Source organism: Mycolicibacterium tokaiense, assembly GCF_010725885.1.
Classification (GTDB): domain Bacteria; phylum Actinomycetota; class Actinomycetes; order Mycobacteriales; family Mycobacteriaceae; genus Mycobacterium; species Mycobacterium tokaiense.
Genome location: NZ_AP022600.1, coordinates 1,108,216 through 1,128,820 on the forward strand (window position 1 = coordinate 1,108,216; position 20,605 = coordinate 1,128,820).

Below are 20,605 nucleotides of genomic sequence, written 5' to 3' on the forward strand. Positions count from 1 at the left end.
TCTCAGGCTTGAGCCATGGCCTTGTCGATCACCGAGAGCTCGACCGAAAGCCCGGCGGCGCGCCGGATCTCGACGAACTCCTCGAGCATGGCGCCGGTGATCTCGTGCGGGTCGGCCACCGTGGCGCCGTCGGTGATCACCGAGATGTTGAACTCGTCGACGTAGCTCCACACCGTGATGTTGATGCCGCTGCCCGCCGTCAGCGGGCCGACGCTGTAGATCTCGGTAACCAGGGCGCCACCCACGCGCCCGTGCTCACGCGGGCCCGGCACATTCGAGATGTTCAGGTTGAACATCTTGCTCAGCCCGTCCTTCTGGTCGAGGCGCCGGAACATCACCTCGGCGGCCACGGGTGGCATGTAGTTCGACCACCGACTGATCAACTCCGGGCCGATCAGGTTGTTGCTCTCCTTGGCCAGCACCGCGGCCTCGTGCGCCAGGCGAACCCGCTCCAGCGGGTCGGCGTGCTGCACCGGGATGGTCATCAGCACACCGGTGAAGAAGTTGCCCGAAATCCGGTCCTTGGAGAAGTCGAAGCTCATCGGCACCGACGCCAGGAGCGGGTGGTCAGCCTTGCCGTCGTACTGCAGCAAGAGCTTTCGCAGCGCGCCGGCGGAGATGGCCAGCACCAGGTCGTTGATGGAGACCCCCAGGTGCTTGCTGGTCTCCTTGATGTCGGCCAGCGCCAGCGAGGCGGTGGCGAACATCCGCCGGGAGGTCAGCGGGTGGTTGATGAAGCTCGGTGGCGGGGTGAAGGGGCGGGTGAGTTCCGGGGAGAGTTTGTGGGAACTCCTGCGCACCCGGTTGATGCCGGCGGCGGTATAGCGCACAGTGGCGGGCACCCGGGCGATCTGGCGGAGGTGGTCGCGGAATGCGCTGCGCGCCAACTGCGCTCGGGTGGGCGCCGGGTCCGCGATGTAGGCGGACTCTTCGGGGTCCGGGCCGGGCTGCAGGTCCATACCGTGTGCCATCAGGTTGGCCGACGCCACACCGTCGGCCAGGGCGTGATGGATCTTGGCAACCACGGCGATGCGTCCGTCGGCCAGTCCGTCGACGAAGTACATCTCCCACAGCGGGTGGTCGCGGTCCAGCGGGGTACTGGCGATCTCTCCGATGGCGTCGTCGAGTTCGCGTCTGCCACCAGGAGCGGGGAGGGTGAGCGGCCGGATGTGGTACTCGAGATCCACCTCGCAATTCTCCCGCCACATGGGGCGGTGGAACTTCCACGGGATGTCGACCAGTTGGTAGCCGAACGGCGCCAGCTTGTGCAGACGGCTGCCGATCACCGCCCGGAACTCCTCGACACCGAAGGTCCGACCACCGAGATCACCGATCTCGATGATCGCGATCTTGAGCGTGTGCATGTGCACGGTGGGCGTCTCGCCGTAGAGCAGCATCGCGTCCCACCCGCTCAATCGCTTCATAGGAGCGACGATACAAGCGGGGGGCCCTCAGATCACCTCTTTGGCGGGGATGGTGGTCGTGGTGCGGTGGATGTGGTTCAGGAACAGCCCGATTGCCGTTGCCATGGCTCCGGTTCGGGCGCCGTCGGTCATGTCGAAGGCGTGCCCGGCGCCCGGCAGTTCCACGTAGCCGACCACCGAGCGCGACACCGCACGCAGGCGCTCGACGAAGCTGCGGGCCTGCGCCACCGGGATCACCGTGTCACCGGTGCCGTGGATCACCAGGAACGGCGGCGCGTCCGGATGTACCGCCGCCATCGGGGAGGCCTTGCGGAACACCTCCGGGTGGCGGTCGATCCGGCGTTTGACGACCACCCGCTCCAGGAAGTCGACGAAGCGGGCGCGTTCCACCGAGGAGCGGTCTTCCCAGCAGTACCTGCCGTAGATGCCCACCACCGCGTCCACGGAGGTGTCGGCCCCGTCGGTCAGATCGGCCTGGAAGGCCGGATCATCGGGCGTCAGTCCGGACAGTGCGGCCAGGTGGCCGCCGGCCGAGCAGCCTGCGATGGCGATGAAGGACCGGTCGCCGCCGAACCGGTCGACGTTGGCCCTGGCCCACGCAATGGCGGCTTTGACATCGTTGATGTGTTGCGGCCAGCGGTGATTCGGCGATACGCGGTAGTCGATCGACAGGCACACCCAGCCCTGGCCGGCCATGTGATCCAGCAGCGCGTACCCCTGCAGGATCCGGCTGCCGTGCACCCAGGCTCCACCCGGGACGAACAGCAGCACGGGTGCGGGTTCGGCAGGGAGTTGCGCAGGCCGCCACACATCCAGCCGTTGGGCCGGGCTGTCGCCGTACTGCACCGACGACCGGTAGATGCGCTTGCGGTGTTGCAGTGCCTTCCACAACGGCGGCGTGCGCTCGGGAGCCGGCCAGTCGATGTCGAGTTCGGCCGCGGGCACCACGCCGCGCAGGGCGGCATCGGAGGCGGCGTGTGTCTGATCGCGTTCCCGCTTCTTGATCTGGCCCGTGCCCGGTGTGAACCAGGACTTGACACTGGCTTCCAGGAATTCGGGAGCGTGGCGCACACCCCAGATGCTCATGGCGGTGATACCGCCGAGCGGTTCGAGATACCTGCCGACCATCGGCAGCGACGCCGCCCCCACCGTCAAGGCCAGCAGGTGGTCGGAGAGCCGAGCCTTCGTCACGTGGAGCTCCCCCTGGTCACCTGCCCGGTAGACACCGTCGCAAATCTGTCTACCACACCGCAGCCGACACCGCACCCCGGATCCGTGGCTTGCGACAGTCATTGATACAGAATGACTTTGGTGATTCCGGCAGATTCCGTGCCGGCGCTTGTACCCTCGGCGTGATGCCTCTCGCCGACGTCCATCCCGAACTGCGCACCGCCGCCCGCCGGCTGCCCAGCACCCTGATCAGCCCCGCGACCGTGCGCGCGGTGCGATGGCTGGAACGCCTGCAGCGGTTCCGGTCCTCCCCCGCGGTGGAGGAGCTGACCACCACCGAGGACATCACAGTCCGGCTCCATCGTCCGCCCCAGGGCGGCGACAGCGGTCCGGCGCTGCTGTGGATCCACGGCGGCGGCTACGTCGTCGGCACCGCGCGCCAGGACGACCGGCTGTGCGCCAAACTGGCCCGGGAACTCGGCATCACCGTCGCCTCCCCCGACTATCGGCTGGCGCCAGAGCATCCGTACCCGGCCGGGCTGCAGGACTGCTACACGGCACTGCAGTGGCTGGCCCGCCTGCCTGCCGTCGACCCGTCGCGCATCGCCATCGGCGGGGCCAGCGCCGGCGGCGGTCTGGCGGCCGCCCTGGCATTCCTGACCCGGGACCGCGGCGAGATCACCCCCGTTGCACAACTTCTCGTGTATCCGATGCTCGATGACCGCAGCGTCGGGCACACCCATCTCGACGCGCTCGAGACCCGGCTGTGGAACCGTCGCTCCAACCGGTTCGGCTGGTCGTCCTACCTCCGCGGGGCCGATCCGGCCATCGCCGTGCCCGCCCGGCGCACCGACCTGGCCGGCCTGCCGCCGACGTGGATCGGGGTGGGCACCCTGGATCTGTTCCACGACGAGGACGTCGCCTACGCCCAACGGCTGCGCGCAGCCGGCGTGCCGTGTGAACTCCAGGTGGTCCCCGGTGCCTTCCACGGGTTCGACCAGATCGTGGCGGGATCGTCCATCGCCCAGCAGTTCTTCGCGCACCAGACCGGCCATCTGCGTGCGGCGTTCGCCGGCTGAGTCCGCCGGATCCCACCGAAACCCTGTGACAACCCCGGTGCGGTGATAGACACGAGGGCGGGCGTTCGACGGCAACAGAGGAGAACCGGGCATGCGATTTCGGTATCTGGCAGCGGTGGGCGCGCTGGTGGCGGCAGTGTGCGCCACGGTGCCTGCGCACGCTGAGCCGCCGCCGCTGATCCCCATCGCCGACGGCAACTACGACTTCATCCAGGAGGGGATGCCACCGGCGGTGTGGGAGATCAGCACCGTCTGCATCCAGGTCAACGGCACCCGCGCCCAGCAGGACTACAGCGACATCAACATCCAGAGCATGGGCTGCAGCAGCCGGGTGACCAGCCGCACCGACAACAAGCTCGGCGAGGTCGAGGGGCTGCTGAACACCGCAGGAGACGCCCGGCTCGCCGGGGGGCTGTGGACGTTCACCAACAACTGGAGTTCCGGGCGGGTGTGCCCGGACGGCCGCAAAGTGCCGGTGACCGACACCTTCGCCTACGACGCCCGGGCGCTCACCGGAATCCGGACCACACTGTGGGGAGATGAGTGCGGCACCCCGGCGGGGATGACGAAGGTGCCGTTCACGCTGCGGCTACGCGAACTGCGTGACCCACCCGTGGTGCACCGCTTCCCGGACACCTGCAACTATCTGGTGGGCCGGCCCAGCATCTGCTCCTGACGTCAGGGCGCAGAGTACTTCGCCACCAGCGACTGCTTGTACAGCTTGCCGGTGTCGGTGCGCGGCAGCTGCGTCTCGAAGGAGATGGAGCGCGGGCACTTGTAGTGGGTCAGCCGGTCCCGCAGCCAGCCGACCAGCTCGGCGGCGAACTCGTCGGTGGCGTCGGCGGGATCGACGGTCTGCACCACGCCCTTGACGCTCTGGCCCATCTCGTCGTCCGGGATGCCGAACACCGCGGCGTCCATCACCTTGGGATGGGTGATGAGCAGGTTCTCCGCTTCCTGGGGGTAGATGTTCACCCCGCCGGAGATGATCATGTGGTGGCGCCGGTCGGTCAGGTAGAGGAACCCCTCCTCGTCGACATAACCGATGTCGCCCACCGTCTTCCAGCCCTGCGGGTGTCGTGACTTGGCGGTCTTCTCCGCGTCGTTGAGGTACTCGAAGTCGAAGCCACCCTCGAAGTAGATCTCACCGGGCTGCCCGGGCGGCAGTTCGTTGCCGTCCTCGCCGACGATGTGCAGCGCACCGGCCAGCGGACGGCCCACCGAGCCGGGGTGGGTGAGCCATTCTTCGGCCGAGATCAGCGTGGAACCGTGGGCTTCCGAGGACGCGTAGTACTCGTCGACGATGGGCCCCCACCAGTCGATCATCTGCTTCTTGATGTCCACCGGACACGGTGCGGCAGCGTGCATCACGCGCTCGAGGCTGGACACGTCGTAGGACGCGCGCACCTCTTCCGGGAGCTTGAGCATGCGGGTGAACATCACCGGCACGAACTGGCCGTGGGTGACGCGGTGCCGGGCGATGGCATCCAGGCAGCCTTCGGCGTCGAACTTCTCCAGGATGACGGTGGTGATACCGCCGGCCTGGGTCTGCATGGACCACACCGACGGAGCCGTGTGATAGAGCGGCGCGGGGCTGAGGTACACCGCGTCCGGGTGCATCCAGAACGAGACCAGCGCGGCCATCAGCCCGGGCACCTCGGCCGGCGGCAGGTGCGGCAGTTGACGTTTGATGCCCTTGGGCCTACCGGTGGTGCCCGACGAGTACTGCAGCAGATCGCCTTCGATCTCGTCGGCGATGGGCGTCACGGGGTGCTGCTCCACGGCGTCGGGGTACCGCTGCCAGCCGGGGAGGTCGCCATCGGCGATGAGCAGCAGCCCGGGCAGTCCGTCGGGCAGGTGCTCGGCGAGGTCGGCCAGGGTCTTGGACAATGCGGCCGAACCGACAATGGCCTTGGCATTGCTGTTGTCGACGATGTAGGCCGCCTCGGCCGGGGCCAGATGGCTGTTGATCGGCACGTAATACAGCCCGGCGCGGCGCGCGGCCCACATGACCACATGCATGTGGGCGTTGTTCTCCATCAGGATCGCCACCGCGTCGCCCTCGACCAGTCCGGCCGCGCGGAAGTGATGCGCGAGTTGATTGGCGCGGGCTTCCAGCTCACCGAACGTCACCGTGGTCCCGGAGGGATACATGATGATGGCCGGCTTGTCCGGAGTCGACTGGGCGGTTTCACGGATCTGCATGTGCCGACTTTACTGTGCCCTAGTTGACACGTGTCAAGAGCGGGTGCGCCGAGAACGACGCCGGGCCCGCAAGCGCGTACGCTTCCGGGCCCGGGCGTGGGGATGGCGGGGTGTCAGTCCGCTTCGGCGAGGCGGGTTTTCAGCGCGTCGAACTCGTCGCGGATGCCGGTGGGCAGCTTGTCGCCGACGAACTCGAACCACTCCTCGATCAGCGGCAGCTCGGCACGCCACTCGTCGACGTTGACCTCGAGCGCGGCATCAACATCCTCGGCGTCGACATCGAGGCCGGCGAGATCCAGATCGGCGGCGGTGGGCACGATGCCGATGGGCGTGGAGGAACCGTTGGCCTTGCCTTCGACGCGCTCGACGATCCACTTCATCACGCGACTGTTCTCACCGAACCCGGGCCACAGGAAACGGCCGTCGTCGCCGCGGCGGAACCAGTTGACGAAGAACACCTGCGGCATCTTCGACTCATCGGAGCTCTTGCCGATGTCGATCCAGTGCTGCATGTAGTCGCCGACGTGGTAACCCATGAACGGGATCATCGCCATCGGATCGCGGCGGACGGTACCCACCTTGCCCTCGGCGGCGGCCGTCTGCTCGGAGCCCAGCGTGGCACCGATGAACACACCGTGCTGCCAGTCGCGGGCCTGGGTCACCAGCGGCACCGTGGTCTTGCGGCGCCCGCCGAACAGGATGGCCGAGATCGGCACACCCTGGGGATCCTCCCACTCCGGCGCCAGCGTGGGGCACTGCGACATCGGGGTGCAGTAGCGCGAGTTGGGATGGGCCGCTTTGTCTTCGGATTCGCGGTACCAGTCCTGACCCTTCCAGTCGATCAGGTGGTCGGGATCGCCTTCCAGGCCTTCCCACCACACGTCGCCGTCGTCGGTCTTGGCCACGTTGGTGAAGACGGTGTTGCCGGCGGCGATGGTCTTCATCGCGTTGGGGTTCGAGCTCCAGTTGGTGCCGGGAGCGACGCCGAAGAACCCGTATTCGGGGTTGGTGGCATACAGCCGGCCGTCCTTGCCGAACCGCATCCAGGCGATGTCGTCGCCGACGGTCTCGGCCCGCCAGCCGGGGATGGTGGGCTGCAGCATCGCCAGGTTGGTCTTGCCGCATGCCGACGGGAACGCCGCGGCGACGTAGTAGGCCTTGTCCTCCGGCGAGATCAGCTTGAGGATCAGCATGTGCTCGGCGAGCCAGCCTTCGTCGTGCGCCATGGCCGAGGCGATGCGCAGCGAGTAGCACTTCTTGCCCAGCAGGGCGTTGCCGCCGTAGCCCGAGCCGTAGCTCCAGATCTCCCGGGTCTCGGGGAAGTGGGTGATGTACTTGGTGTCGTTGCAGGGCCACGGCACGTCCGCTTGGCCGTCCTCCAGCGGTGCCCCCAGGGAGTGCAGCGCCTTGACGAAGAAGCCGTCCTCACCGAGCTTGTCCAGCGCGGCCTGACCCATCCGGGTCATGGTGCGCATGGAGACCACCACGTACTCGGAATCGGTGATCTCGACACCGAGCTTCGGATCCTCGGCGCCCAGCGGGCCCATACAGAAGGGCACCACGTACATCGTGCGCCCGCGCATCGAGCCGCGATAGAGGTCCTTCATGATGGAGCGCATCTCGGCGGGGTCCATCCAGTTGTTGGTGGGCCCGGCGTCGGCTTCCTTCTGCGAGCAGATGAACGTGCGCGATTCCACGCGGGCCACGTCAGACGGATCGGAGAGCGCCAGGTAGGAGTTGGGCTGCTTCTCGTCGTTCAGTTTCTCGAACGTGCCGGCCTCGACGAGTTTGGCGGCGAGCCGCTCGAATTCGGCTTCGGAGCCATCAGCGAAGACCACCCGGTCCGGTTGGGTCAGTTCGGCGACCTCCTGCACCCAGGACAACAGGCCCTGGTGTTTGGTCGGTGCTGTGTCCAGACCTGGAATGGTCGCTGAGGTCATGAATTTCTCCTGATTAGGTTTTCCCGCCAAGACGTAATGCCCTTACCGCGCAAGGCGGATGCCCCGATGGCGAACACGAACGTCCCTGGTTATAGAGGTTAACCCCGGTGACATACCCGGCGATAACTGTGGGTATGTCCATTGACTCACAGGAACGATTCAGATTGTCCTGATCTGGGTGATTCATCGATTCAGTACGGCGGTCGACAATTCTTCTGAAACGATTCAACGGAATTCGTCTGTTTTTTCCCGACGGTTACTCATCGGTAGAGACAACCGCGTCCAGCTCTGCCCGCACCCGCGCCAGTGCCCGTTCCAGCTCGGGCACGGCCCGCGCGCGTTCCGCCCCCGCCCGGGCCCGCGTCAACGCCTGCTCGCGCAACCGGGCATCGAATTCGGCGATCCGTTCGGCCGTCTGCCGGGTGGCGGCCTCCTCCCGATCGGCCAGCGCCGTGGTCAGTTCCGCCTCCGCTGCCAGCACCCGGGTGGCCACCATCTGATCGGTGATGGCCCGAACCCTGGTCATCACCTCGCCGACCCAGCGGTCGAGCACCGCCCGGTCCTGCAAAAGACCGCGGGTGCCCACCACCCACATCGTCACCACCACGCCCAGCACCGCCCCGAGGACGGCGCCGGCCAGCGTCAGCCCCGGCGCGAGATCGGCCACCAACCGACTCGCCGTCACCGCCACCCCGAGACCGAAACCCGCACCGAGCAGCGTCACCAACCGTGTCTCCAGTCGGCGTGACCGCAACGGCGGCGTGCCCACCGGCGCCGGCGGCTCGGCTGCGGCACCGGGATGCGACACCGGCGGCAGGTCCAGGCCCGCCGTCACGTCGGCGAAGTGCGCCCTGATGCCGCCGTCGACCTCGTCGATCACCTCGTCGGCCCGGCGTTGCACGTACCCGGGGAACTTGCCCACCCCCCGCCGGCGCATCGCTGCGGCGTCCCCTTGCAGTTCCGCGAGCACCGAGGCACACCGGCTGCGGCTGAAGTAGCCCAGCTGGACCCGGGCCTGCTGCAGCGCATTACGCACCGCGATGGCCCGCTGGGTGCGGTCCACCCGGCGCTCGGCGAGCACGTCGGCGCGCCTGACCCGGATCCGGTTGGCCACCTCCTCCTGGTCATCGGCGGCGGCATCATGGGCCCGACATTCGGCGACCAGGGCATTTTCCCACTGCCGCAGGCGGTTTCGCCGCCCCAGCTGCGGATCGGCGAACTCCGAGCGGACCCACTCCACCAGGGCGTCGATCTGCGGCTCGCCGAGTTGCGGCGCCGCCGCCACCCCCAGCCACGGCATGCCCCGGTAGCGGCAGTGGTGCCCGCTGAGCAGTTCCCGGTTCGTCTCGAGCACCTCACGCCAGCGCTGGTGCACATCGATTTTCGACACCACGCCGATCACGGCGTCGGTCTGCGCTGCGGCGATATCCAGGCGCGCACAGTCCGATTCGGCCAGCGGCGCGGCGGCCGACACCACAAAGATCACCACGGTCGCAGCATCGCCAGCGGCCTCGGCCGACTCGACGACCGTGAGCTCCGGCAGCCGTTCCCGAAGTGCGGCAACCACACTCGTGACACCGGCCAGCCACGGACCGGTCACCAGCACCGTGTCGCAGCTGCCTACCGCAGGCACCGGCACGCCGTCCGCCAGCGCGCCGATCACGTCGTCGACGTCGTTCACCGCCTGCTCCACAACACCAGCTCCCCGGCGGTGAGGTCGCGTGCGCAGCTGCGGTGCAGCGCCGCCACCGGTCCACGCGCATAACGCTGCCAGTGCCGGGCCCGGTCCAGGTGTCCGGTCGGGCCGTCCGCCACACCGGCCGCTGCCAGCACGTCCAGCGCGACCGCCATCGTGGTGAGCACCACCTCGTCGGACTGCAGAGCGGCGGCCGTCGCCGCATCGGTGATCGCGGCGAACTCCAGCGTCTCGAGCGCCTCCCGCAGCCGGCGATACCGGGCGGGCGCGGCGAGTTCGGCGATGCGGTACGCCAACCCGTCGATCTCGCTGACACGGCGCAGCACGTCGCGCACCTCCCCGACGCCGGCGGCCGGGTCACTGCGCAGCGTCACCACGGCGTGGGCGATCCCGAAGAGATCCAGCGCCTGCACCAACTGCCGGCGCACGTCGGAGCAGACGGAGTGCGCGCCGTGCACGAACGCCTCGGCGGTGCGCAGATCCGCCGGCTCCCCGGCCAGCACCCGCAGCGCGGTGATCAGCTGCTCGTCGAGGACCGCAGGGTCCAGCGCCGCCACCGCCAGCAGCCCCGCCACCGGCAGCACCGGCGCCCCAGCGGCCGCAGCCAGCGGTGCGCAGTGCCGACGGGCGGTCTCGACCGGGCCGCCGGGGCCCAGCGCGTGGGTGTCGGCTTTGGTCAGCGCCACCAGCACCGGACCCCGCCCGGCCTGCTGCACCGCGGACACGTCCTCGGGCTTGACCGCGTCGGCGACCACACGGACGGTGACGTCCGGCGGCTCGCCGCCGTTGACCAGTTCGCCGCCGTTGACCTCGAACCCGCCCAGCGCCTCCAGCGCCGCCACCACCGCACCCGTGCCCACCCCGGGCCGGCCGTGCACGGCCACCGTCGCGCGGGCGGCCGCCTCCATCTGCTGCACCACATTCATGTGGTGCCCATCGTGGCATCCCACCCCGGGTGGCGCGAGCCACTGCCCTGCGGGGCTGTGAAGCATCCGATGACAACTGTTGGGTATCAAATCGCACCACGATGCGTGAGCACCCGTTCCGATGAGAGACCATGGACGGATGTGTGCCCAACGAGGAGCCGAGTCGGTGGATGAATCCACCCTGGGCCCCGCGGACGGCTCCGGCCGTTACCTGCACCGGCGGGTGACCAGCTTCCGGTCCCGGCGCTCGACCCTGACCGACACCCAGCAGAGCACCTGGGACCGGCTGTGGCCGCAGCTCGGGACCCAGGCCCGGTGGGGCGAGGAAGCCCCGGCCGAGCCGCTGGACGCCCAGGCATGGTTCGGCCGCCGCGCGCCGCTGGTCCTGGAGATCGGCTGCGGCACCGGTACCTCCACCTTGGCGATGGCCCAGGACGAGCCGCAGATCGACGTCATTGCCGTCGAGGTCTACAAGCGCGGACTGGCTCAGCTGCTCTCGGCGATCGATCGCGAGCAGGTGCCGAACATCCGGCTGGTCCGTGGGGACGCCGTTGACGTGCTCGAACACCTCCTGGTCCCCGGCATGCTCACCGGCGTGCGGGTGTTCTTCCCGGACCCCTGGCCCAAGTCGCGGCACCACAAGCGCCGCTTCCTGCAGTCGGCCAACGTCGCGATGATCGCCGACCGGCTGCGCCCCGGCGGAATCCTGCACGCCGCCACCGACCACGCCGGCTACGCCGAACAGATCGCCGCGGTGGGCGACGCCGAACCGCTGCTGCGCCGCGTCCCCGCCGATCGGGTGGCGACCCTGCCCATCTCGGTGACCCGCCCGGTCACCAAGTACGAGGGCAAGGCCCAGCACGCCGGCAGCGCGGTGGCCGAGCTGCTCTGGGAGCGCGTGTGAGCATCGTCGAAGACCAAGAGGACCTGGAGCACGAACCCGAGGCGGCGCCCCGTCACGACCGGGTGCTGCTGGTGTGGGACGCCCCCAACCTGGACATGGGGCTGGGCGCCATCCTGGGTGGCCGACCCACCGCCGCGCACCGCCCCCGCTTCGACGCCCTGGGTCGCTGGCTGCTGGGCCGCACGGCCGACATCTCCCCCGGCCGGGGAACGCTGGAGCCGGAGGCCACCGTCTTCACCAATATCGCCCCTGGCAGCGCCGATGTGGTGCGGCCCTGGGTGGAAGCACTACGCAACGTGGGGTTCGCGGTGTTCGCGAAACCCAAGGTCGACGACGACAGCGACGTCGATGTCGACATGCTCAACCACATCTCGCTGCGGCGCAGCGAGGGTCTGGCAGCGCTGATCGTGGCCTCCGCCGACGGTCAGGCGTTCCGCCAGCCGTTGGAGGAGATCGCCCGCGACGACGGGACCCCGGTGCACGTGCTCGGATTTCGCGAACATGCGAGCTGGGCGCTAGCGTCGGATACCTTGGAGTTCGTCGACCTGGAGGATATTCCCGGCGTGTTCCGGGAACCGCTTCCGCGAATAGGACTGGATTCGCTTCCAGACGAGGGAGCGTGGCTGCAGCCGTTTCGGCCGTTGTCGTCGTTGCTGGCGTCCCGGGCTTAAAACTTCAGAGCCATACAGGCGCGAGAACGCGCTGATACTTGCAGTGAGGGTTAGGAGCTTACGTGTTCGCCTGGTGGGGTCGCACGGTGTACCGCTTCCGATATCTGGTCATCGGAATCATGGTCGCGCTCTGCGTCGGCAGCGGCATCTACGGGTTCAGCCTGGGCCAGCACGTCACGCAGAGTGGCTTTTACGACGAGGGCAGTGATTCCGTCCACGCGTCGGTGGTCGCCGACGAGGCCTACGGCCGCGACACGTCGTCGCACATCATCGGGGTGTACACCGCCCCCGAAGGCAAGACGGTCGAGGACCCGGCCTTCCAGAAGGAGATCGTCGACAGCCTCGACAAGCTGCAGGCCGACCATCCCGATGAGGTGCTGCGGTCGATCGGCTACTTCCGCAGCCCCGAGCTGCTGGACAACATGTCCGACGCGGACAAGAAGCACGCGTTCATGTCGATCCAGCTCAAGGGCGACAACGACGACACCATCCTGAACAACTACAAAAAGGTCGAACCGGACCTGCTGAAGTTGCGCGACGAGGGCATCGACGTCCAGTACGCCGGTCTGCAGCCGCTGGCCAACGAACTCACCGGCACCATCGGCGAGGATCAACAGCGCGCCGAGGTGGCGGCCATCCCGCTGGTGTCCGTCGTGCTGTTCTTCGTGTTCGGCACCGTGGTCGCCGCCGCCCTGCCGGCGTTCATCGGCGGCCTGACCATCCTGGGCGCTCTCGGCATCATGCGGTTTGCCGCCGACTTCATCCCGGTGCACTTCTTCGCCCAGCCCGTGGTGACGCTGATCGGTCTCGGCATCGCGATCGACTACGGCCTGTTCATCGTGAGCCGGTTCCGCGAGGAGATCGCCGAGGGCTACGACACCGAGGTGGCCATCCGGAGAACCATGATGACCTCGGGCCGCACCGTGGTGTTCTCCGCAGTCATCATCGTGGCGTCCTCGGTACCGCTGCTGCTGTTCCCACAGGGCTTCCTGAAGTCCATCACCTACGCGATCATCGCCTCGGTCATGCTGGCGGCCATCCTGTCGATCACCGTGCTGGCCGCCGCACTGGCCATCCTCGGTCCCCGGGTCGACGCACTCGGTGTGAAGATGCTGCTGCGGTTCACCGCTCCGGACACCATCCATTCGGATCCCGCGGCCACCAAGACCAACCCCTTCGCGGTGGCCGCCATGCCGCTGGGGCTGCTGCTGCCGCCCGTCGGCATCGCCGCCGGCCACCTGGCCCGCCACCAGATCCGCCGCACCCAGGACAAGGGTGCCCAGTTCGCCCTCATCGGGCTGATCCTCGGCTATGTCAGCATGGCCGCCTGGGTCGGCTACGGCCTCTATGAGCTGTACCGCTCGGGCTCCGTCAGCTCGGTCATCGTGTGGCTCCTGGTCGGTATCGCCGTCTTCGTCTTCGGCGCCGTTCTGTTGCTCTCGATTGCGCGGTACGTCCCAGGGTTCCGCAAGCCGTTCGAATGGTGGCTGAACTGGCTGGCCGAGAAGACGCAGAAGACCAAGACCCGCGAAGAGGTCGAGAAGGGCTTCTGGGGAAAGTTGGTCAACCGCGTGATGAAGCGGCCGGCCATGTTCGCCATCCCGATCATCATCGTCATGGTGGTGCTGGTGATCCCGCTGGGTCAGCTGGCCCTGGGCGGTATCAGCGAGAAGTACCTGCCCCCGGACAACTCGGTGCGCGTGGCACAGGAGGAGTTCGACCGGACCTTCCCCGGCTTCCGCACCGAGCCCCTGACCATGGTCATCCAGAGCGACGACGGCTCGCCGGTCACCGACGACGAGATCGCCGCCGTGCGCAGCAAGGCCATGGACGTCCCCGGCTTCATCGACCCGGACAACGATCCGGACAAGATGTGGACCGAACGGCCGTATCTGGATGGCGCGTCGAAGGACCCGTCGGTCCGGGTGATCCAGAACGGCCTGGAGAACCGCAACGACGCCGCCCAGAAACTCGAGGAGTTGCGCGCGATCGCCCCGACTCCCGGGGTGACCGTGTCCGTCGGCGGCACGCCGGCCCTGGAACAGGACAGCATCCAGAGTCTGTTCGACAAGCTGCCACTGATGGTGGTGGTGCTGATCGTGACGACGACCATCCTGATGTTCCTGGCGTTCGGCTCGGTGGTGCTGCCCATCAAGGCCGCGCTGATGAGTGCGCTCACCCTGGGATCGACCATGGGCATCTTGACGTGGATGTTCGTCGAAGGCCACGGATCCGGGCTGATGAACTACACCCCACAGCCGCTGATGGCACCGATGATCGGCCTGATCATCGCGGTGATCTGGGGGTTGTCCACGGACTACGAGGTGTTCCTGGTGTCCCGCATGGTCGAGGCCCGCGAACGCGGGATGTCGACAGCGGAGGCCATCCGGATCGGCACGGCCACCACCGGCCGCCTGATCACCGGCGCTGCCCTGGTGCTGGCGGTGGTCGCCGGTGCGTTCGTCTTCTCCGACCTGGTGATGATGAAGTACCTGGCCTTCGGCCTGCTGATCGCACTGCTGTTGGACGCCACCGTGATCCGGATGTTCCTGGTCCCCGCGATCATGAAGATGCTCGGCGACGACTGCTGGTGGGCGCCGCGCTGGATGAAGCGCATCCAGGTCAAGATCGGGCTGGGCGAGACCCACCTGCCCGACGAACGCAAGCGTGTGGTGGCTCCGGAGAGCGACGACCGCGAACTCGTGGGCGCGGGCACGGCGGCGGCCCCCCGCAACCGTCCGCCGCATGACCCGACCCATCCCGCACCCGCCGGGCCGCGCCCGCGGCCCAGTCGCCCGCTCCCGCCGCCCGGCGAGGCCGGTGCCACCACCCGGATCCCCACCCCGCCCCCGGCGGCTCCCGGCGATCCGCGCCTCGGCAACGACGACGCCCCCACCACGCGGTTCTCGTCAGCCCGTAATGCCGTGCGCAACGCCGTCTCCGGTGCGGGCACCCGGGCGCCGCGCCCGCCGCAAGGCGGCGCCGGCGAGCGGGAGATCGAGTCCTGGCTCGGCGAGCTGCGCGGCAAGCCCGGTGCCGGCGCTCAGCAACCACCGGTGCAGCCGCCGTCGGCGGAGCCCACCCGCTCGATGGGCCCCTCCGGCGACGACGCCGAAGGCGCCACCACCGCGTTCGCCGCGCAGCCGCAGGCCGAGGCTGACGACGAGACCGCCACCCGGGCCATCCCGGTGGCCAAGCCGCGCGATGCGGATGCGGCCACCGAGAAGATGAACGCCCGCGGCGAGTCCGAGGAGAAGCGGCAGCGTCGCGGCGGCGGAGTCAGTGCTCAGGACCTGCTGCGCCGCGAAGGCCGCAAGCTCTAACAGTTCTCGTTGATACTGCGCTCACCGCGACAACGTCCGAGTGGCGGTCGCGGTGAGCGCAGTGTCAACGATCGGGGGTGGGGACCTCGTCGGGTTCGGCGTCCACGATGGGCCCGTCGTCGGCCTCCATCGTGGCCTTGACCGCGTGCGGATCGTCGGCCACCAGCACGCGGATCGCGCTGTTGAGGAATGCGATGATGGGCACCGCCAGCAGCGCACCGACGATGCCGGCGATCACGGCACCGCCGGCGATACCCAACACCACCGCCAGCGGATGGATGGACACCGCGCGGCCCATCACCAGCGGCTGCAACACATGGGCTTCGAGCTGCTGCACCGCGATGATCAGGCCCAAGGTGATGGCCGCGTAGACGACGCCCTTGGCCAGCAGTGCCACCACCACTGCCAGGAACCCGGTGATGACGGCGCCGACCAGAGGAATGAAAGCGCCGAGGAACACCAGCGACGCCAGCGGCAGAGCCAAGGGGATCTGCATGATGGCCAGGCCGGTACCGATGCCGATGGCGTCGACCAGGGCCACCAGGAACGTCGCCCGGATGTAGCCGATCAACGAGTGGAACCCGGCGCGGCCGGCTTCGCCGACCCGCGGGCGGACCGTGCCGGGGATGATCCTGGTGACGAACTCCCAGATGTTGCGGCCGCCGTGCAGCAGGAAGATCAGGGTGAAGAACACCAGCAGTGCGCCGGTGACGATCTCGGTGACGGTGGCCGCGGTGGACAGAGCACCGCTGGTCAGGCGCTCCTGGTTGTCGCGCACCGCCTGGATGGCCGAGTTGCCGAAGTTGTCGATCTGCTCGCGGCTCAGGTGCGCGGGCCCTTCGATCAACCAGGTGCGCGCGCTGTCGATGCTGCGAGTGACCTCGTTGACCAGCTCGGGCAGACCCGAGGCGAACTGACTGATCACGAAGGTCAACAGCCCGCCCAGGATGGCGAAACTACTGAGCAGCACCAGTGCCACCGCTCCCCCGCGGGGCGCACCACGGCGGTCCAGCCAGTCCACCAGGGGCATCAGCAGGGCTGCGAGCATGGTGGCCAGCGCCACCGGTACGACGATGACCAGCAGCTCATTGAGCACCCACAGCAACGCCAGGATGGCACCGAAGAGGACAAGAAGCCGCCAGGACCAGGCGGCTGCTTTGCGGACCAGAGGTGTGACCGATGCGTCCTCGGCCGCGGGCGGCAGCATCCGGTCACTGTAACGGGCGTGCGGCACGCCGTGCGCCAACGTGGCAATGCCATCAGCCTGCGCCGTTACTCTGATGGTCGTGTCCTCCGACGCACCGGCCACGCAACCGCAGGAGGCGACCCGCGGCAGATACTGGTGGGTCCGCTGGGCAGTGCTGGCCGTGGTGCTGATCGTGCTGTCGGTCGAGGCGGCACTGGTGTGGGACCAGCTGGCCAAAGCCTGGCGCAGCCTGCTCGACGCCAACTGGTGGTGGGTGCTGGCCGCAGTGGCCGCCGCGATGCTGTCGATGCACAGCTTCGCCCAGATCCAGCGCACCCTGCTCAAGTCCGCCGGGGTGCCGGTGCGGCAGTGGCGCTCGGAAGCGGCCTTCTACGCCGGCAACTCACTGTCGACCACACTGCCCGGCGGACCGGTGCTCGCAGCGACATTTCTCTACCGGCAGCAACGCATGTGGGGTGCGTCGCCGGTGGTGGCCTCCTGGCAGCTGGTGATGTCGGGCGTCCTGCAGGCGGTGGGCCTGGCGCTGCTGGGCCTCGGCGGTGCATTCCTGTTGGGCGCCAAGAACAATCCGTTCTCGCTGCTGTTCACCCTCGGCGGGTTTGTCATCCTGCTGCTGCTGGCCCAGGCGGTGGTGTCCCGCCCCGAACTGCTCGACGGCATCGCGGTGCGGGTGCTGTCCTGGGTCAACCAGGTGCGCAACAAACCACTCGACACCGGGGTGGCCAAGTGGCGCGAGATCCTGGCGCAGCTGGAGTCGGTGAGCATGAGCCGGCGCACCCTCGGCACGGCCTTCAGCTGGTCGCTGTTCAACTGGATCACCGACGTCGCGTGCCTGGCGTTCGCCGCCTACGCCGCGGGCGGACACCCGTCGCTGGCCGGCCTCACCGTCGCCTACGCCGCCGCACGCGCGGTCGGGTCCATCCCGCTGATGCCGGGTGGGCTGCTGGTGGTGGAGGCCGTGCTGGTGCCCGGCCTGGTGTCCAGCGGCATGACCCTGCCCGCCGCCATCTCCGCGATGTTGATCTACCGGCTGGTCAGCTGGATCTTCATCGCCGCCATCGGCTGGGTGGTGTTCTTCTTCATGTTCCGCACCGAGAGCCAGATCGATCCGGACCTGGAAACCTCCGCCAAGTCCGACGATCCCGACGAAGCCGAGGGCTCCTGATGCGCGCCACCTTCTGTGTCACCGTTGCTGCGGTGTTGCTGACCGGCTGCGCGTCGGACACCGAGGCGCCGCCAACCACCGAGACCGGGCCCGCACCGATGCTCACTCCCCTGGTCGGGTCCGCCGTGGCCGAACCGGTGCCCGTCCCGGCCACCGACGGGCGCATCCACCTGGCCTACGAGTTGACGCTGTCGAACACCCTGTCCACGGAGGTCACGATGACCTCGCTCTCGGCGAGATCCGGTGACCAGACGTTGGCCACGTTGCGTGGCGACGACCTGGCATTCTGGACCCGCGCATTCGGTGCCGGCGCCGAGCCCACCGACGTGGTGAAGCCCGGTCAGACCGTCACCGTCTGGATGGATGTCGCACTGGACGCGAACGCACAGCTGCCCACGGAACTGACCCATTCGGTCGATCTCGCGGTGGACAAACCCATCCCCGGCCTGGTGCCGGCCACCCTGACCCAACCGGTGGCCCCGGTGCCGGTGTCCGACCGCACCCCGGTGTCGGTGGCCGCCCCACTGGACGGACCGAACTGGCTGGACGGCGACGGCTGCTGCACCATGTCGGCACACCGGAAGGCACTCAACCCGATCAACGGAAAGCTCTACGGCGCAGAACGTTTCGCCATCGACTACGTGCAACTGCGTGACGATCTACGGCTGTTCTCCGGCAGCGCCACCACCCCGGAGAGCTACCCCGGTTTCGGCGCGCAGATCCATGCGGTCGGCGACGGCACAGTGGTGGCGGTGGTGAACGACCTGCCCGAGCAGGTGCCGACCAAGGCGCCGCAGGGACTGCCGCTGGACCAGTACGGCGGCAATCACGTGGTCCAGGACCTCGGCGACGGCAACTACGCCTTCTACGCGCACCTGCAACCCGGGACCATCACCGTCAAACCGGGTGACGATCTGAGCACCGGGCAGCCGTTCGCCGAGCTGGGCAACTCCGGCAACAGCGACGCACCGCACCTGCACTTCCACGTCATGGACGGTCCGGATCCGTTGATGGCCAACGGCTTACCGTTCGTCATCAAGAACTTCCAGCTGAGCCGGCGGGTGTCCTCGCCGGCCGCTCTGGACGCCGTGCTCACCGGCAAGCCGGCGGCGATGCAACCGGGCTTCGCCGCCAGGGACGAATCCGAGGTCATGCCCCTGGACCTGGATGTCATGAATTACTCTGTCGGACAATGAAAGCTGACAAGACCATCACCGCGCTGGCCATCGACACCGCGGCGGTCATCACCTTCTGCACCATCGGGCGGCGCAGCCACGCCGAGGGCCTGACCCTCTCCGGGATCGCCACCACTGCGTGGCCGTTCCTGACCGGCACCGCGGTGGGCTGGGTGGCCAGCCGCGGCTGGCGCAAGCCGACCGCGCTGGTGCCGACCGGGCTGGTGGTGTGGGTGTCGACGGTGGTGGTCGGCATGCTTCTGCGCAAGCTGACCTCGGCGCCGGTGGCCGCCAGCTTCATCGTGGTGGCCTCGTCGGTGACGGCGGTGTTCCTGTTGGGTTGGCGCTCAATCGTCGGTTGGCGGGGCCACCGCAACCGTCAGCGTCGCGCGTAGGCCGCCCAGCGGGCCGTCGGACAACTCGATGGTGCCGCCGTGCAGCACCGCCTGCTGCTCCACCAGCGCCAGGCCCAATCCGGAGCCACCCACCGCGGCGGTGCTGCCGCGGGAGAAGCGTTGCAGCACCGCGGTGTGCTCCTCGACCGGCAGACCGCGGCCGTTGTCGTCCACCACGATCACCATCGAAGCGCCCGCGCGGGCGGCCGACAACACCACCCGGGTGGCGTGCCCGTGGGTCACGGCGTTGCGCACCAGGTTGTCCACCGCCAGCCGTAGGCCGGTGGGCCAGCCCAGAATGGTTCCGGCTCCCTCACAGTCGACGCTGATCTCTGCGGCTGCGGTGGCGCGGCTGCTGTTCTCCCGGGCCACCCGGTCCAGCAGCTCCTCGACATCGATGACCTCGACGTCGGCGGTCTGGGCCAGCTGACCGGAGGCCAGCTGGCCCAGTGCGGTGATGGTCGCCTCCACCCGGCGCTGGGCGCGGGACAGGTCGGCCACCACCTCGGCGCGCTCGTCGGCGGGCAGGTCGTGGATGCGCAGGGTGTCCAGATCGGCACGCATGGCGGTCAGCGGGGTGCGCAGCTCGTGAGCGGCGTTGGCGGCGAAGTCCTGAGCGGCCTGCAGCGAGTTGGTGGTCGACTGTTGCGCGGCGGCCAGGCGTTTGAGCATGCCGACCATGGCCTCGGACAGATCCTCGGCCTCTTTGGTGCCGTGCACCGGGGTGATCTGCTCGACGCCGCCGTCCCCGAGTTGGCGGGTCTGCTCGGTCAGTTTGCGCAACGGGCGCGTTGCCGCGCCGGCCAGGAACCAGCCGAGCCCGCCGGCGAGCAGCACGGCCACCACCCCGACCAGGATGTAGATGGGGATGCGCTGGCTGGAGAGCAGGATGCTGTCGGCCCGGATGCCGATCGACATCAGCACATCGGAGCCCTGCTGCTCGAGCCGGACCGTGCGGACCCGGTAGTCCACGCCGTTGACCGTGACGGTCTCGGTGCCTTCGGGAAGCTCGGGCAGCTGAAAACCGCGCTGGAACACCACGTCTCCGCTGGCCGGCGCCCGGCCGGTGGTGAGCACGCCGCGGCGCGGGTCCTGCGCCTGGTCGGGGTACATGCTGGCGTCGACGATGGAGTCGAGCCGGCGGTCCAGCTGGGCCTCGTCGTTGTTGGCCAGCACCACCGAGGTCAGGATGGCGAGCACCGCCACCACCAGCGCCGACGCGATACCCGCGGCCAGCGCGACCCGGGTGCGCAGCGACACCCGGTAGGTGAACCGGCGCCACAGGGACAGCGAACCCGTGGGGGCGTCCGGATCGGCGGTCACGC

At 68.5% G+C, this 20,605-nt stretch carries 16 protein-coding genes; 8 read left to right on the plus strand and 8 right to left on the minus strand.

The features are described from left to right. Positions 1–2: 2 nt before the first annotated feature. Positions 3–1,424, minus strand: coding sequence for a WS/DGAT/MGAT family O-acyltransferase (locus tag G6N58_RS05295; protein ID WP_115279458.1), 1,422 nt, complete (start codon positions 1,422–1,424; stop codon positions 3–5). A gap of 27 nt (positions 1,425–1,451) precedes the next feature. After that, positions 1,452–2,615, minus strand: coding sequence for an alpha/beta hydrolase (locus G6N58_RS05300; RefSeq protein ID WP_232067737.1), 1,164 nt, complete (start codon positions 2,613–2,615; stop codon positions 1,452–1,454). Positions 2,616–2,779: 164 nt separating this feature from the next. Here G6N58_RS05300 and G6N58_RS05305 point away from each other — a divergent pair, with 164 nt between their 5' ends. After that, positions 2,780–3,673 carry an alpha/beta hydrolase gene (locus G6N58_RS05305; protein WP_115279457.1) on the plus strand — a complete coding sequence of 298 codons (894 nt, stop codon included), beginning with the start codon at positions 2,780–2,782 and terminating at the stop codon, positions 3,671–3,673. A gap of 91 nt (positions 3,674–3,764) precedes the next feature. Then, the gene (locus G6N58_RS05310) at positions 3,765–4,349 is read left to right on the plus strand and encodes a hypothetical protein (RefSeq protein ID WP_115279456.1); all 585 of its coding nucleotides are present in this window, start codon (positions 3,765–3,767) and stop codon (positions 4,347–4,349) included. A gap of 2 nt (positions 4,350–4,351) precedes the next feature. Here the strand turns inward: G6N58_RS05310 and fadD4 are convergent, their stop codons facing one another. The 4 genes from fadD4 to G6N58_RS05330 all read right to left on the minus strand — a co-directional run bounded on the left by fadD4 (position 4,352) and on the right by G6N58_RS05330 (position 10,440). Continuing rightward, positions 4,352–5,878 (minus strand): fatty-acid--CoA ligase FadD4, encoded by a 1,527-nt coding sequence (gene fadD4 / locus G6N58_RS05315; protein ID WP_115279455.1) that lies wholly within the window; start codon positions 5,876–5,878, stop codon positions 4,352–4,354. Between the two features lie 113 nt (positions 5,879–5,991). Then, entirely contained in the window at positions 5,992–7,818 is a 1,827-nt protein-coding gene (locus G6N58_RS05320) for a phosphoenolpyruvate carboxykinase (GTP) (RefSeq protein ID WP_068918901.1), read from the minus strand. A gap of 256 nt (positions 7,819–8,074) precedes the next feature. Further along, entirely contained in the window at positions 8,075–9,511 is a 1,437-nt protein-coding gene (locus G6N58_RS05325; RefSeq protein ID WP_115279454.1) for a hypothetical protein, read from the minus strand. Beyond that, a complete protein-coding gene (locus tag G6N58_RS05330; protein ID WP_115279453.1) occupies positions 9,496–10,440 on the minus strand; it encodes a hypothetical protein in 945 nt (314 codons plus the stop codon). The genes G6N58_RS05325 and G6N58_RS05330 overlap by 16 nt, the downstream gene beginning before the upstream one ends. Before the next feature lie 121 nt (positions 10,441–10,561). On the opposite strand from G6N58_RS05330, the gene trmB reads away from it, so the two are divergent. The 3 genes from trmB (at position 10,562) to G6N58_RS05345 (ending at position 15,338) form a co-directional block, all read left to right on the plus strand. Continuing rightward, positions 10,562–11,344, plus strand: a complete 783-nt coding sequence (trmB, locus tag G6N58_RS05335; protein WP_068918904.1) for a tRNA (guanosine(46)-N7)-methyltransferase TrmB — start codon at positions 10,562–10,564, stop codon at positions 11,342–11,344. 2 nt (positions 11,345–11,346) lie between these two features. Continuing rightward, positions 11,347–12,015 carry an NYN domain-containing protein gene (locus G6N58_RS05340; RefSeq protein ID WP_068920186.1) on the plus strand — a complete coding sequence of 223 codons (669 nt, stop codon included), beginning with the start codon at positions 11,347–11,349 and terminating at the stop codon, positions 12,013–12,015. Positions 12,016–12,077: 62 nt separating this feature from the next. After that, positions 12,078–15,338 (plus strand): MMPL family transporter, encoded by a 3,261-nt coding sequence (locus tag G6N58_RS05345; RefSeq protein WP_163907926.1) that lies wholly within the window; start codon positions 12,078–12,080, stop codon positions 15,336–15,338. Between the two features lie 64 nt (positions 15,339–15,402). Here G6N58_RS05345 and G6N58_RS05350 read toward each other — a convergent pair whose 3' ends face one another. Then, on the minus strand, positions 15,403–16,545 hold the full coding sequence (locus G6N58_RS05350) for an AI-2E family transporter (RefSeq protein ID WP_115281790.1): 1,143 nt from the start codon (positions 16,543–16,545) through the stop codon (positions 15,403–15,405). Positions 16,546–16,624: 79 nt separating this feature from the next. Here G6N58_RS05350 and G6N58_RS05355 point away from each other — a divergent pair, with 79 nt between their 5' ends. From G6N58_RS05355 to G6N58_RS05365, 3 genes are read left to right on the plus strand one after another with little or no spacing between them, the layout of a single operon-like run. After that, positions 16,625–17,710 carry a lysylphosphatidylglycerol synthase transmembrane domain-containing protein gene (locus G6N58_RS05355; protein ID WP_232067739.1) on the plus strand — a complete coding sequence of 362 codons (1,086 nt, stop codon included), beginning with the start codon at positions 16,625–16,627 and terminating at the stop codon, positions 17,708–17,710. After that, positions 17,710–18,906 (plus strand): M23 family metallopeptidase, encoded by a 1,197-nt coding sequence (locus G6N58_RS05360; protein ID WP_068918907.1) that lies wholly within the window; start codon positions 17,710–17,712, stop codon positions 18,904–18,906. The genes G6N58_RS05355 and G6N58_RS05360 overlap by 1 nt, the downstream gene beginning before the upstream one ends. Beyond that, positions 18,903–19,280 (plus strand): DUF3054 domain-containing protein, encoded by a 378-nt coding sequence (locus tag G6N58_RS05365; RefSeq protein WP_068918908.1) that lies wholly within the window; start codon positions 18,903–18,905, stop codon positions 19,278–19,280. Before G6N58_RS05360 ends, G6N58_RS05365 begins: the two co-directional genes overlap by 4 nt. Here the strand turns inward: G6N58_RS05365 and G6N58_RS05370 are convergent. After that, positions 19,233–20,603, minus strand: coding sequence for a sensor histidine kinase (locus G6N58_RS05370; RefSeq protein ID WP_435406165.1), 1,371 nt, complete (start codon positions 20,601–20,603; stop codon positions 19,233–19,235). The genes G6N58_RS05365 and G6N58_RS05370 overlap by 48 nt on opposite strands. Between the last annotated feature and the right edge of the window lie 2 nt (positions 20,604–20,605).